The organism is Roseivirga sp. UBA838 (genome assembly GCF_002296035.1).
Taxonomy (GTDB): Bacteria; Bacteroidota; Bacteroidia; order Cytophagales; family Cyclobacteriaceae; genus Roseivirga; species Roseivirga thermotolerans.
Genome location: NZ_DBHC01000039.1, coordinates 1 through 13,510 on the forward strand (window position 1 = coordinate 1; position 13,510 = coordinate 13,510).

10 protein-coding genes are annotated in these 13,510 nt (G+C 43.3%); 8 read left to right on the forward strand and 2 right to left on the reverse strand.

Going from position 1 to position 13,510, the window contains the following annotated elements:
• The first annotated feature begins 260 nt into the window (after nt 1–260).
• From thrA to thrC, 3 genes are all read left to right on the forward strand, one after another.
• Nucleotides 261–2,693, forward strand: coding sequence for a bifunctional aspartate kinase/homoserine dehydrogenase I (gene thrA, locus B3O12_RS13805; RefSeq protein ID WP_286756696.1), 2,433 nt, complete (start codon nt 261–263; stop codon nt 2,691–2,693).
• A 206-nt stretch (nt 2,694–2,899) separates the two neighbouring features.
• The gene (locus tag B3O12_RS13810; protein ID WP_286756697.1) at nt 2,900–3,826 is read left to right on the forward strand and encodes a homoserine kinase; all 927 of its coding nucleotides are present in this window, start codon (nt 2,900–2,902) and stop codon (nt 3,824–3,826) included.
• A gap of 30 nt (nt 3,827–3,856) precedes the next feature.
• A complete protein-coding gene (gene thrC, locus B3O12_RS13815; RefSeq protein ID WP_286756698.1) occupies nt 3,857–5,149 on the forward strand; it encodes a threonine synthase in 1,293 nt (430 codons plus the stop codon).
• Nucleotides 5,150–5,483: 334 nt separating this feature from the next.
• Here the strand turns inward: thrC and B3O12_RS13820 are convergent, their stop codons facing one another.
• A complete protein-coding gene (locus B3O12_RS13820; protein WP_286756699.1) occupies nt 5,484–6,377 on the reverse strand; it encodes an App1 family protein in 894 nt (297 codons plus the stop codon).
• Between the two features lie 201 nt (nt 6,378–6,578).
• Here B3O12_RS13820 and B3O12_RS13825 point away from each other — a divergent pair, with 201 nt between their 5' ends.
• Nucleotides 6,579–7,454 carry a diacylglycerol/lipid kinase family protein gene (locus B3O12_RS13825; protein ID WP_286756700.1) on the forward strand — a complete coding sequence of 292 codons (876 nt, stop codon included), beginning with the start codon at nt 6,579–6,581 and terminating at the stop codon, nt 7,452–7,454.
• A gap of 45 nt (nt 7,455–7,499) precedes the next feature.
• Here B3O12_RS13825 and B3O12_RS13830 read toward each other — a convergent pair whose 3' ends face one another.
• Nucleotides 7,500–9,044: a hypothetical protein gene (locus B3O12_RS13830; protein WP_286756701.1), complete on the reverse strand. Its 1,545-nt coding sequence runs from the start codon at nt 9,042–9,044 to the stop codon at nt 7,500–7,502.
• Nucleotides 9,045–9,216: 172 nt separating this feature from the next.
• Between B3O12_RS13830 and B3O12_RS13835 the strand changes: the two genes are divergently transcribed.
• Genes B3O12_RS13835 through leuB form a run of 4 tightly spaced genes read left to right on the forward strand, consistent with a single transcriptional unit; the run spans nt 9,217 to nt 13,482 of the window.
• Nucleotides 9,217–10,380: a 2-isopropylmalate synthase gene (locus tag B3O12_RS13835; RefSeq protein ID WP_286756702.1), complete on the forward strand. Its 1,164-nt coding sequence runs from the start codon at nt 9,217–9,219 to the stop codon at nt 10,378–10,380.
• 4 nt (nt 10,381–10,384) lie between these two features.
• Nucleotides 10,385–11,779: a 3-isopropylmalate dehydratase large subunit gene (gene leuC, locus B3O12_RS13840; protein WP_286756703.1), complete on the forward strand. Its 1,395-nt coding sequence runs from the start codon at nt 10,385–10,387 to the stop codon at nt 11,777–11,779.
• Nucleotide 11,780: 1 nt separating this feature from the next.
• A complete protein-coding gene (gene leuD, locus B3O12_RS13845) occupies nt 11,781–12,368 on the forward strand; it encodes a 3-isopropylmalate dehydratase small subunit (protein WP_189631225.1) in 588 nt (195 codons plus the stop codon).
• Between the two features lie 7 nt (nt 12,369–12,375).
• The gene (gene leuB / locus B3O12_RS13850) at nt 12,376–13,482 is read left to right on the forward strand and encodes a 3-isopropylmalate dehydrogenase (RefSeq protein ID WP_286756704.1); all 1,107 of its coding nucleotides are present in this window, start codon (nt 12,376–12,378) and stop codon (nt 13,480–13,482) included.
• The last annotated feature ends 28 nt before the right edge of the window (nt 13,483–13,510 follow it).

The window sequence follows — 13,510 nt, forward strand, 5'->3', positions numbered from 1 at the left end:
CATTGGTGTCATCATCAATGTGAGAAAAGCGGTGAAGACACCGCTTGTGGCTAAGAATAATTAAGCGGTGAAAAACTTAACCGTCACCCTGAACTTGTTTCAGGGTCTTTTTGAAGATGGTTCTGCTCCCGAAAAGTCGGGACAGAATTACGAGCATAATTTTGGTCACCATTGGTGTCTTCATCAATGATGTGAGAAAAGCGGTGAAGACACCGCTTGTGGTAATTAAATAATTCATAAATCAATAAATCAGCGAAACCATGAAGGTTTTGAAGTTTGGCGGTACGTCCGTAGGAAGTGTAGAGGCAATCAGAAAGGTTGCTGAGATTCTGAAAAAGGAATCCGGTCAGGAACAGTTGGTGGTAGTAGTTTCTGCCATGAGCGGGGTCACGAACACTCTGATTTCCATTTCGCAAAAAGCTGCGGTTCGGGATGCCAGTTATGAATCCAACCTACAAGACTTAGAGGATAAGCACTGCACTGCGTTTAAGGAACTCACAGGAAATTCCAACTGCTTCGAGATTTCTAAGCTCTTCGTTCGACTTACCGAAATTTGCAGAGGCGTATATCTTTTGCGCGAATTGACTCCAAGAACCAGCGACTATATTCAGTCCTGTGGTGAAAGGCTATCGAGCTATATTATTAGTGAATATCTCAAAAAAGAAGGGCTTCAGGTAGAACTCTATGACAGCCGAAAATACCTGATTACCGATAAGAAATTCGGTGGTGCCAATGTACTTTGGCAGTCCACCAAAGCAGCTTTACAAGAGCTTAAGCCACAATTAGCTTCAATTAGTGTTTTCCCGGGCTTTATTGCTTCAACCAGCGATAACGAAACCTCTACGCTGGGGCGTGGTGGTTCTGACTACACGGCAGCGGTTTTGGCTAATTTGCTTCAGGCTAGAGAATTACAAATCTGGACAGATGTTAACGGTCTAATGACCTCCGATCCGCGATTGGTTCCTTCGGCTCATTTGCTGGAGCATGTTTCATACGAAGAAGCGCTTGAACTATCTCATTTTGGGGCTAAGGTGCTTTATCCGCCAAGTATTCAACCCGCCCTTGATGCAGAAATTCCAATTTGGGTGAAGAATACTTTCGACCCTGAGGGCCCAAGCACTTTGGTTACTAAAGAGTGGGATGACGAAAAGCAGACCATTTGCGGAATTTCCAGTATTCAGGATGTAGCACTGGTTAACCTTTCAGGTGCCAGCATGGTGGGTATACCAAGTTTCTCTTATCGCCTTTTTAAAGCCCTAAGCCAGGCCAACATAAACGTGATTATGATTACCCAGGCCTCATCTGAACATTCCATATGTGTGGGTATTTCCAAGACCGATGCTCATGCAGCTCTTGAGGCCATAATTGAGGAATTTGAGCAGGAAATATCATTACATAAAATAGATGAACCGGTAGTAGACGAAGATCAAAGTATTATAGCACTGGTAGGCTCTCATATGAAAAACCAGGTGGGGATTTCCGGCAAAATGTTCAATACTCTAGGTAGAAATGGAATAAGTGTGAAGGCCATAGCACAAGGTTCCTCTGAGCGAAATATTACGGCTGTTGTAGCCAAAGCAGACCTTAAAAAGGCCTTGAATACACTTCACGAAAGTTTCTTTCTTTCAGAGTTAAAGAAAATGAATCTGTTTGTGGTAGGGGTGGGCAATGTAGGCAGGGCTTTTCTAAGGCAGGTGCAAAAACAACAAGAATTACTGGCCCGAGAGTTTAATCTGGATATTCAGGTGGTGGCCGTGGCCAATTCCAGAAAAAGCTATTTCAATGAAGAAGGTGTCGATTTAACACAATGGGAGCAGTTATTAGAGCATGGGAATGACTCCACTATTGAGGCATTTATTGCTCAAATGAAGGCACTGAACCTAAGGAACAGTATTTTCATAGATATCACCGCTTCACATACCATAGCCGCCACTTATCGGGAGTTGTTGGAGTCGAGCATATCGGTGGTTACTCCCAATAAGATTGCCGCCACGCGCGATATGTCTTCTTATTTGAACTTGAAATATGCCACGAAAAAGTACGGTAGCCAGTTTTTATTTGAGACCAATGTGGCTGCAGGCCTTCCAGTAATTTCTACCATGAATGAGTTGTTTAAATCGGGCGATAGAATACATGCTATAGAAGCTGTTTTAAGTGGCACACTCAATTTTCTTTTCAATAATTATGATGGTAAGCATCCATTTTCAAGCATTGTAAAAGAAGCCAGGGCACTTGGCCTGACCGAGCCGGATCCAAGGTTAGATCTTTCTGGCGAAGATGTGATGAGAAAGCTACTTATACTGATTAGAGAAAGCGGTAGAAAATGGGAGATGGAGCAGATTGAACAGGTGTCTTTTTTACCTGAAGCTTGCAAAAATACCCCTGACTTGAACACATTCTATGAACTATTGGATGCTCATGAAGACCACTTTTTGGAGCTTTACTCAAAGGCCAAGGAGAAAGGCGCTCAGTTAAGGGTAGTAGCCAGCTTCAAAGATGGGGTAGCCAAAGTGGCTCTGGAACAGGTGGCCTTGCATCACCCGTTCTACTTCCTGGAAGGTAAGGACAACATTGTGCTTTTTCACACCGAAAGGTATAAGGAACAACCCTTAGTAGTAAAAGGAGCCGGTGCTGGTGCAGAAGTTACCGCAAGTGGTATTTTTGCCGATGTATTACGAATAGCTAATCAGTAGGTAGGAATTAGAAATAGGTGATTGAAAAACAGTAGATACTCTCGGAACCGTCATTGCGAGGAGTAAGTTTGGCTATAAGTCAAACTTGTGATGTGGTAACCTGTCTGTTACCTGCAGCGTGTCCTATACAATCGGATTGCTTCGTTATGAAACCTTGTTATCCAGGTTTCATTTCTCGCAATGACGTATAACTTGGAAATAGAAGAATGAATAAAGATTCGGTTAAAGTTTTTGCACCCGCCTCCGTATCGAATGTCGGACCTGGCTTTGATATTCTAGGCTTTGCGCTAGAAGGTATAGGCGATACAATTACGCTTAGCAAAAGAAATGGCCAGGCCTATTTGATTGATGCAGTAGGAGCCGATATTCCACAAGACCCTGAGAAGAATGTGGCCACTGTGGCCTTGAGTTCGTTTTGCAAAGAAGTGGGCTACGATGGTGGTTTTCTTATAAGAATAGAAAAGAGTTTTACACCGGGTAGTGGTTTGGGGTCTTCGGCCTCCAGTGCAGTGGGCGCTGTTTTTGCGGCCAATGAACTGCTGAATACAGGAATGACCAAAGAAGAGTTAGTCCCTTTTGCCCTCGATGGCGAAATGCTTGCTTCAGGTCACAGGCATGGCGACAATGTAGCACCTTGTATGCTGGGAGGTTTTGTAGCTGTAAAAAGCTGCGATCCGTTCGATGGCTTTCAAATAAGCTACCCAAAAGCCTTAAAAGTACTTATTCTGTTTCCTGATGTGCTGGTAAAAACAGTAGAAGCGAGAGGCCTATTGCCCAGAGAGGTGCCTATGGCTCAGGCCATTGAGCAAGCCGCCAATATGGCCGGTTTAATAAATGGACTCACTACGGCTAATTACCAGATGATTAGAAAATATATGAAAGACCAATTGGCACAGCCTTATCGGAAAAAACTCATCCCGGGCTATGACGATGTAGAAACCGTATGCTTGGAAAACGAGGCCATTGGTTTTAATATTTCCGGCTCAGGACCCGCAATGTTCGCCTTCTTTAAAGCAGATCAAAACCTTGAGCCGCTAAAAAAGTGGGTAAAAGATTTCTATGAAGCCAAAGGTATCGCTTGCCGGTTCTACGAATCGGCCATAAACGGCAGGGGAGTCGAACGAATTCAGTAAAGTCAAAAGAAACATCCAGAATTGTCGAGCATGCAGTTTTTTTCTACCCAAAGATCATCTCCCCAAGTCGGCTTTAGAGAAGCTGTAATTAACAGTCTGCCTGCCGATAAAGGGTTGTACTTTCCTGTGGCTATTCCGCGTTTCAGTTACGATAAAATCAGTGCTCTGGAAAGTGCCGGTTTACCAGAGTTGGGTTTCGAAATAATGAGGCCTTATACCCAGGACGTTTTCTCCGACACCACCCTCGAGACTATTGTACAAGAGGCTTTTAATTTTGAGATTCCACTCGTTCAGGTTGAAGCAGGAATCTTTAGTCTGGAACTGTTTCATGGGCCTACTTATGCCTTCAAAGATGTAGGAGCGCGATTTTTGGCCCGTTGCCTCGGAGAATTTGCCAAGAGCGAAAGCCGGGAAACCACAATTCTTGTAGCCACCTCTGGAGATACAGGGGGTGCAGTGGCCAATGGTTTTTTTAATGTAGAAGGAGTGCGGGTAGTTATTTTGTATCCTTCGGGAAAAGTGAGCGACTTGCAGGAAAAGCAGCTTACCACCCTGGGAGGAAACATTACGGCCTTGGAAGTAGAAGGCGATTTTGATGATTGTCAGGCTTTGGTGAAGCAGGCTTTTCTGGATGCTGAACTAAGTAAAAAACTGAACCTCACCTCTGCCAATTCCATCAATATTGCGCGTTGGATGCCCCAGTCCATTTACTATGCGAGTTTGGCGCTACAGATGAAAAATGCCGCAGAAGCTTTAATAGCCGTTCCTTCCGGAAATTATGGCAATGTAACCGCAGGCATGCTAGCCAAGCGAATGGGCTTTCCGTTGGGCAAATTTCTGGTCTGCTCAAATGCCAATGATGTAGTACCACGCTATCTGGAAAGTTGCGAATATGAGGTGTTACCAACAGTAGCTACCTATGCCAACGCCATGGATGTAAGCAACCCGAGTAACTTTCCAAGAATGCTAGAGCTTTATGATCACTCTTTTGATGATTTGATTCAGGAAGTTTCGGGCTTCACTTTACACGATAAGCATATTCTTGAAACGATTGAGCAATGCCATAAAGAAACAGGTTATGTGCTCGATCCACATGGTGCTATTGCCTATGCAGGGTTAAAGAAAAAGCTCAAAATAGATCAGAAGGGAGTGTTTTTGGAAACAGCGCATCCTATCAAGTTTAGACCTGTAATGGAAAAGGCTCTGAGAGATAAAATGCCTATGCCCGGGTTTGCTAAAGATCTTATGCTAAAGCAAAAGAGCTCTATCAAAATGAGCAACGAGTATGCAGACTTTAAGAACCTTCTGAAAAGAACTTCCTAGGAATGTTCATAGAATAGTTGCGCTGTCAGTTTTGTTTTTTCCGTCTGACCTTTGGTGCTGACGGAAAGCCCCATCAGTACCGAAGGTCAGACGGGTATTGTAGTAGCCGAGTTTAAAGTAAATAGAATAGTTAGCAGGTGGCTCAAGTATGTGGCTCTTGAATCTAGCAGAGGCCATTCCCCCTTTTTTGAAAAGGGGGCTAGGGGGATTAGAACAACCATATTTCATTACTTGAAAAGCCAATCCTCCCAACCTCCTTCGCCAAGGAGGAGTGTCCGTGCAAACATCGTTTGGCAGGATTTTAGAGATGTGCCCTGCACGGAAAGCACCTTTCTCAAGTGCTGATCAACCCAATAGACTGGGCATGCTCAAAAGCCTGTTGGCTATGCCTGAACTGGCAACAAGCCGTACCGATTGACTCAATTTCTTGCAGGATACTCTGAGTTTCATCCCAATGTCTGGACTTGACTCCCCTTATATAAACCGCTTTGATTCTGTCTGGGTTTTCTTCAGCTATCTCCTTGTAAATCAGAGGGTCGTGCTGTCCATTGTCACCAAGCAGTACAAATTGCTTTGTCGGATAAAGTTGAAGAACTCGTTCTATTTTGTCGAGCTTATGTGAATGGCTACCATAACCTGATTTAAAGAAATCGAGAAAGCCCGTTTTTAGCTGTTTGAGTTGCAATACACCCTTGGGCAATTCATTGACCTTGATAAACTGTACTAGAAATTCGTACAAATTCCATTCGCTGCTCGAAACATAGAAGAACGGATTTTCTTTCTGGCTACCTCCTGTTTTAAGGGCTTTGTAAAACTCCACAGCACCCTTTACCGGCTGGCGTGTTTCAGCATTGTTGGTGAGCAGTGTGTAGAGTTTCTTCGGCTTTTGAGTGACGTGAGATACCAGAAATGTATCATCAATATCAGAAATGAAAATGAGTTCGCTTTGTGTGGAAATTTGAATTTCTGTGGAAACTTTCACCTCTTCCTGACCATCTACCAATTCATCTGCCAGTCTGAGTTCTGCGCTATGCCATCCCTGACCTAAACCATGATTTTCAATCTCAAACTCAAAAAGGCCCTGTTCATTACTTCGGCAACAGTACGTTTTATCATTAAGCGTAAGTTCTACTTTGGCGTCTGCAATAGTAGAAACCAAAAACATTTTAAGTAGCGCGATAATGTTTTTCCAAACAGATGTGTGCTTCCCGGGATTCCGCAGTGCCATTCCTTTAAATACATGCCCTTGTACATAGCACTTTTCAGCATTTCCAAAACCTCGATACGCCAGAACAAACGGATAATCGACATATCGAAAACGGCTTTTCCACCATCTTTGAAAAGAATTTCCCCGTATAGGTGCTTGTTTATAGGAGCTCCATTTCGGATGTTCGGAAATCATTTAATTTTATTCGTTTAAGCGTTAGCAATGAACAAGATACTGTTTGTAATTAACCCCATTTCTGGCGACAAAGACAAAACGGAGTATATAAAACAAATCGATGAGTGGGCAGAAGGTTTGGAACTTTCCATAGAAAAGTGGGAGACTACGGGCGAAGCTGATGAAGAAAAGCTGAACCAATGCATTGAGGCTTTTGTGCCCGATACCGTAGTTGCGGTGGGAGGCGATGGAACGGTGATGTTATGTGCAAAAGTGCTTATTGACAAAGGTATTTCTCTGGGTATACTGCCAGCCGGATCGGCCAATGGCATGGCCACAGACATTGGTTTTCCCGAAGCACTTCCTGATGCTCTTGATCTCATTTTGAATGGGCGAACGATAGCAGCTGATATGCTGCTGTTCAATGGTAAAGATTATGGTTTGCACATTAGCGATGTGGGACTTAATGCAGGCCTTGTAAAGGAGTTTGAAGAAGGGGAGAGGCGCGGGTTTTTAGGTTATGCCAAAGGAGTGACGAGTCAACTTCTGAATCTGGAAAAATTTGAGGCCACATTAAAGATTGGCGATAAAACCGTTGTTGAAGAAGGCCACATGGTGGCCTTTGCCAACGCAAGAAGGTACGGAACCGGAGCTGTTCTGAATACCATTGGGAAATTAGATGATGGCATCTTTGAGGTTTATGTTTTGCGAAGCCTTAGCATACCGGGGCTTGCCGGACAGTTTTTTGAACATATTGACGATGCCGCATCCTATTGCGAGGTGTACCAGGCGAGTAAAGTAAAAGTAACCCTCAATGAACCAAGATTCTTTCAAATTGATGGTGAACTAATGGGAGAAACCAAAGAGGTAAGCGTAGAAGTGATTCCCGGATGTTTAAAACTAATTGTGGGTGATGATTACTGATTCCTTCCTATGGAAGTCATATAATCGCCAACCAAACATGGTACATCACTTCAGTCCTTCAAATTTCTCCTGAATAACCAAGTGTACCGGTCTGTTCTCAATTTTAGATTCCAGGTAAGAAAGAATGTCTAAATAGAAGAATGGCCGTCTTTCATAAATGTCCTCGTTGAGCGGTAGTAGCCTCTTATACAACTTTACAAATTCATCTCTTAACTGGTCCGGGGTTATTTTTCCGGTAATTCTCAAAAAGCTAATAATCTCTTTTTGTACTGCCTGTTGTTGATTCATCTTACCAATGAACTGAAAAGTAGATTTAATTTGATATTCCAGATGGAAATCCTGACCGTCTTCGAAATGGGCAATCAGATTGAGTATACGAGCAAAGCAATGTATATCTTCTCTTATTTTAACATCTTGAAAATGAATGATTTGGTTTAGGTAATATATAGCCTTTCTGTAATTGCCATTTCCAAAGTAAAGCGAAGCTATTTTATAGTAGATGATAAGAACTCGCTCGGGGTCAAGCATAGACTTATACAGCTCCAGTTTCTCTAACAATTCGGGAATAATCTTTACACCTTCCGCAAAGTTGCCCTCCATAAAATACTTGTTGATTTTGGAGACATAGAGAAATTGAAACACCAGAACTTCAGTATTTAGATTCTGCACTATGTTTTTATCCTTGCTCAGTGCTTCTACTTCAGCTAAAACCTGGCAAAACTTTGAATAGTACTTTAGCTGAAAAAGTGCTCCCAAAAGGTTTCTGTAACCTTTTATATAATGTACCGGTTGTTTCACAATCATTTCCGGAGTTTCCTGAAATAGTTTTACCCAAGCCAAGGAGTGTTTGTAGACATTCGGAAAGTTCTGTACAATCTTGTTGAACCAGACATGTGCCTGATAGAAATAGAGTTGTTCATAAAAGGTGAGGTGTTCGAAGTTTACTTTGGGCAAGTGACTAAAGAAATATTGGCTCACCTGATCGAACTCCTCTTGGTTTTTGGCGTAGCCCTTTTGCAGAAAGAGACTGTAAAGATTGAGCGTAAGGTTAGACAGTTGGTGGCTAGAACGAACAATCTCAGTGGTTTCAACCACTTCTGAAGTCAGTTCTTCGGCACGGTTGTCTATACTGCGCGTAATGAACTGAGATTCTATTTGCTTCTCAAACTCCATTACCTCCAAGGCTATGGTAAAGTGCCTACTCTCTTTGGCCATTTGCTTGGTCTTGTCGAGCATTTTAAGAGCCTGCTTATAAAACCCCTTATTGTAAAGCACCTTGGCATGGTCTAGTAATTCCCTCAACTGAATGTCGAGATTCTGACCGATATGGTATAGTCTCAAACTTCCAAGAATTTGGCGGTAGAGATGAGCCTTCTGATTAGATAGCTGAGCTTTTTTAATGCTGGGTACCCTCTCAAGAATTTCAGTATCGTCATAACTTTTCATGCCGTCCATAGCATCGAACAGTTTTATGAACTTAACATCGCTCGTGTTTCCGCTGCGTTTTACATACAATCGAAAGTGTCTCTTTTCAGTTTGAGTAAGAGATTTTATCAATTCGAAGAGGGCATCATTCTTTGCTTTAGCCATTGTAATTCAAAAGGGTGTAACTAATTGATTTACAGTATAAAAACAAGCTATTACCCGAATTAGAAATAGTAGAACATCTACCATCTCTTATGGTGCGGTTTCATCGGTTATCTAACTTCAATTTTAGAGAGAATAATATGAATTGAAGCAAAGAACTGAGACCAAATAAACGATGGATCAACAAAAAATACAAATCTTTGATACAACCCTTAGAGATGGCGAACAAGTGCCTGGCTGTAAACTCAATACTGCGGAAAAAATTGAGGTAGCTAAGCGACTGGAAGCTCTGGGGGTAGATGTTATCGAAGCCGGCTTTCCTATTTCTAGTCCGGGTGACTTTCATTCGGTACAGGCTATAGCTGATGTGGTTAAGAATGCAACCGTTTGCGGGTTGAGCCGGGCGGTAGAAAAAGACATTGTAACCGCTGCCGATGCACTTAGGAAAGCTAAAAGGCCAAGGATTCATACCGGTATTGGTACCTCAGACTCCCATGTGATACATAAACTGCGCACCAGCCGCGAAAAGGTTGTTGAAAGAGCTGTGGCTGCAGTTTCACTGGCCAAGAAGTATGTAGAAGATGTGGAGTTCTATGCTGAAGATGCCGGCAGAACAGACAATGAATTCCTTGCGTTTGTTTGCGAGCAGGTAGTTAAGGCTGGAGCCACGGTACTCAACATTCCCGATACCACCGGATATTGCTTACCAGAAGAATACGGGGCCAAAATCAAATACCTCCGAGAAAATGTGAAAGGAGTACACAAGGTCACCTTGTCTACCCACTGCCATAATGATTTGGGTATGGCCTCTGCCAATTCTATTGCAGGAGTATTGAACGGTGCCACGCAGATTGAGTGTACGATAAATGGTATTGGCGAACGAGCCGGAAATACGGCTTTGGAAGAGGTGGTTATGGTACTTCGTCAACATCCGGACCTGAACAAGTTCACCGATATTGATACTCGCCAGCTCAACGCCATTTCGCGCTATGTATCAGAAACCATGCGTGTGCCCGTACAGCCCAATAAGGCCATTGTCGGTGCCAATGCTTTCGCGCATTCTTCGGGAATTCATCAGGACGGAGTGATCAAGAATCGCGAGACCTATGAAATCATCAATCCGCTTGACGTAGGCGTAGACCATTCTTCTATTGTGCTTACCGCCCGAAGTGGCCGAGCGGCTCTGGCCTACAGAATGAAAAATCTGGGCTATGAGCTCACCCGAGATGAGTTAGATGTGGTTTATGCAGAATTTCTACGGGTGGCAGATGATAAAAAAGAAGTAGAAGACGAAGATTTACACCAAATTGTAGAGTATAGACAAAAGGTAGCGGTTTAATACTATGGCAAAAACATTGTTTGACAAGGTTTGGGACGCCCATGTGGTGAAAAGCCTTGAAGGAGGAATAGATGTACTGTATATAGACAGGCACCTGATTCATGAAGTAACCAGTCCGCAGGCTTTTTCAGAGATCGAAAAGCGAGGACTCACCTTATTTAGAAAAGATCAGATGGTGGCAACTCCCGACCACAACGTGCCCACCAAAGATCAGCATTTACCCATTCAAGAGGCCCTTTCCAGGCATCAGGTAGATACCTTGATTAATAATTGTGAAAAACACAACGTAACGCTCTACGGTCTGGGGCACCCTTTTCAGGGAATAGTTCATGTAATTGGTCCGGAGTTGGGAATTACGCTTCCTGGTAGAACGATGGTTTGTGGCGATTCCCACACCTCTACCCATGGTGCTTTCGGGGCTATAGCTTTTGGTATTGGCACAAGCCAGGTGGCTCAGGTAATGGCGAGCCAGTGTTTATTACAGTCCAGGCCCAAAACCATGCGTATTACTATAGATGGAAAGCTCAATAAAGGCGTGTATGCCAAAGACATTATTCTGTACATCATTTCTAAACTTACAGCGGCCGGAGGAACAGGTTACTTTGTAGAGTATGCCGGATCTGCCATCCGTTCACTCTCCATGGAAGCTCGAATGACCATCTGCAACATGAGTATAGAAATGGGTGCCAGAGGGGGAATGATAGCCCCAGACGAAACGACATTCGACTACATTCATGGACGAGAGTTTGCCCCTAAAGGAGAGGCGTGGGAGAGAGCTCTGGATTATTGGAGCACACTCTATTCTGATGAAGGAGCTACTTTCGACAAGGAATATAATTTTCCGGCAGAAGACATAGAACCCATGATTACCTATGGCACCAACCCGGGTATGGGCATTAAAATCACATCAGCTATACCAGATAGGCTGGCCGAAGCCGGAGAGGAAAGCTTCAATAAATCACTCAAATATATGGGCTTTCAGGCCGGAGAGAGTCTACTCGGAAAACCTATAGATTATGTATTTATAGGCAGTTGTACCAACTCCAGAATAGAAGACCTTAGAATAGTGGCAAACTATGTGAAAGGAAAGCGCAAGGCCTCCAATGTCAATGCCATGATTGTGCCAGGGTCTAAGCAGGTAGAAAAACAGGCAAAGGCTGAGGGACTGGATAAAATATTAGAAGAAGCCGGTTTCGAGTTAAGAGAGCCGGGCTGCAGTGCATGCCTCGGAATGAATGAAGATAAGGTGCCGGCCGGGGCCTATTGTGTATCTACTTCAAACCGAAATTTTGAAGGCAGGCAGGGCCCGGGAGCCAGAACACTTTTGGCCAGTCCTTTGGTAGCCGCTGTTACGGCTATTGAGGGAAAAATTGTAGACATCACTAAACACCTCAACTAACATGGAAAAGTTTGTAAAAGTTACTTCAACGGCAGTACCAATGCCTATAGAAGACATAGATACCGATCAGATTATTCCGGCCAGATTTTTAAAAGCCACCAATAGAGAGGGTTTTGGAGAAAACCTGTTTAGAGATTGGCGCTATGAGAAAGGTAATGAACCCAAAGCCGATTTTGTGCTGAACGATTCTACCTACTCTGGTGAAATATTAGTAGCGGGCAAAAACTTTGGCTGTGGTTCCTCACGAGAACATGCGGCCTGGGCTCTATACGATTATGGCTTCAGAGTGGTAGTGTCTAGTTTTTTTGCAGATATTTTTAAAGGAAATGCCCTCAACAACGGGCTACTGCCTGTTCAGGTTTCAGATGCCTTTCTAAGTGATTTATTACAGGCCATTAAGAAAAATCCTGCCCTTCAAGTAACCGTAAATCTGCCAGAACAGGTCATTAGTTTTGATGATAAAGCAGAGACATTTGAGGTGAACGCATATAAAAAGGAATGCCTCTTGAATGGTTATGACGACATAGATTTTTTAGTAAGTATTAAAGAGGAAATTGAGGCCTATGAGGCCTCTTCAAAGGTAATATAAGATGGGAGTGAAGAAGAATATTGGAGTTTTACCTGGCGATGGTATTGGCCCCGAAGTAATAGCTGAGGCTATAAAAGTGTTGGATGCTGTTTGTGCAAAATATGGTCATAAGTTTACCTATGCCTATGGGCATGTAGGAGCTGTGGCTATAGACCATACAGGCAACCCTCTGCCCGATGAGACACTGGCCATTTGCGAGCGAAGTGATGCTTTTCTTTTTGGAGCCATTGGAGATCCCAAATATGACAATGACCCCAAGGCCAAAGTGCGTCCCGAACAAGGACTTCTGAAACTGAGAAAGAGTCTTGGGCTTTATGCCAATATTAGACCTGTAACAGCCTATGATAGCCTGTTGCATATGTCTCCACTAAAGACAGAAAAAATTAAAGGTGTTGATATAGTTGTTTATAGAGAGTTGACGGGAGGTATATATTTTGGAGAAAAAGGAAGAACAGAAGATGGTGCTTTCGATCACTGTACTTACTCCAATTATGAAATAGATCGCATTGCGCATCTGGCCTTCCAGTCGGCTCAAAACCGAAAAAAGCACGTCACCCTTGTAGACAAAGCCAATGTATTGGAAACCTCACGGCTTTGGAGAGAGCGTGTCAATGAAGTGGCTAAAGATTATCCCGATGTTTCCCTTGAATGCATGTTTGTTGACAATGCAGCCATGCAAATGATTCAAAATCCTAAGCAGTTCGATGTGATTCTAACTGAGAATATGTTTGGTGATATTATTTCTGATGAGGCCAGTGTTATTGGCGGGTCGCTGGGGCTCTTACCTTCTGCTTCAGTTGGAGACAAAACAGCCATGTTCGAACCCATTCATGGCTCTTACCCTCAAGCTGCTGGGAAAAACATTGCCAACCCATTAGCCACTATTCTTTCAGCGGCTATGATGCTCGATCATCTAAACCTTATCGATGAGGCCATAGAGGTAAGACAAGCTGTAAGTGCCTCACTTCGGCACGGTATGGTAACGGCTGATTTGGCCCGAAATGATGGTTATTCTACCGATAGAGTTGGCGATTTTGTGGCCAATTATATTGCAGATGGAGAAGACTCATGCTCTCAACAAAACATTCAAGCAGGGATTAGCACAATTATTTAAGTTGCTTTTCAGAACAATAGAATATCAA

Coding starts and splice junctions, on each gene's coding strand:
- thrA (WP_286756696.1), top strand. CDS start 261: ATGAAGGTTTTGAAGTTTGGCGGTACGTCCGTAGGAAGTGTAGAGGCA.
- B3O12_RS13810 (WP_286756697.1), top strand. CDS start 2,900: ATGAATAAAGATTCGGTTAAAGTTTTTGCACCCGCCTCCGTATCGAAT.
- thrC (WP_286756698.1), top strand. CDS start 3,857: ATGCAGTTTTTTTCTACCCAAAGATCATCTCCCCAAGTCGGCTTTAGA.
- B3O12_RS13820 (WP_286756699.1), bottom strand. CDS start 6,377: ATGGCACTGCGGAATCCCGGGAAGCACACATCTGTTTGGAAAAACATT.
- B3O12_RS13825 (WP_286756700.1), top strand. CDS start 6,579: ATGAACAAGATACTGTTTGTAATTAACCCCATTTCTGGCGACAAAGAC.
- B3O12_RS13830 (WP_286756701.1), bottom strand. CDS start 9,044: ATGGCTAAAGCAAAGAATGATGCCCTCTTCGAATTGATAAAATCTCTT.
- B3O12_RS13835 (WP_286756702.1), top strand. CDS start 9,217: ATGGATCAACAAAAAATACAAATCTTTGATACAACCCTTAGAGATGGC.
- leuC (WP_286756703.1), top strand. CDS start 10,385: ATGGCAAAAACATTGTTTGACAAGGTTTGGGACGCCCATGTGGTGAAA.
- leuD (WP_189631225.1), top strand. CDS start 11,781: ATGGAAAAGTTTGTAAAAGTTACTTCAACGGCAGTACCAATGCCTATA.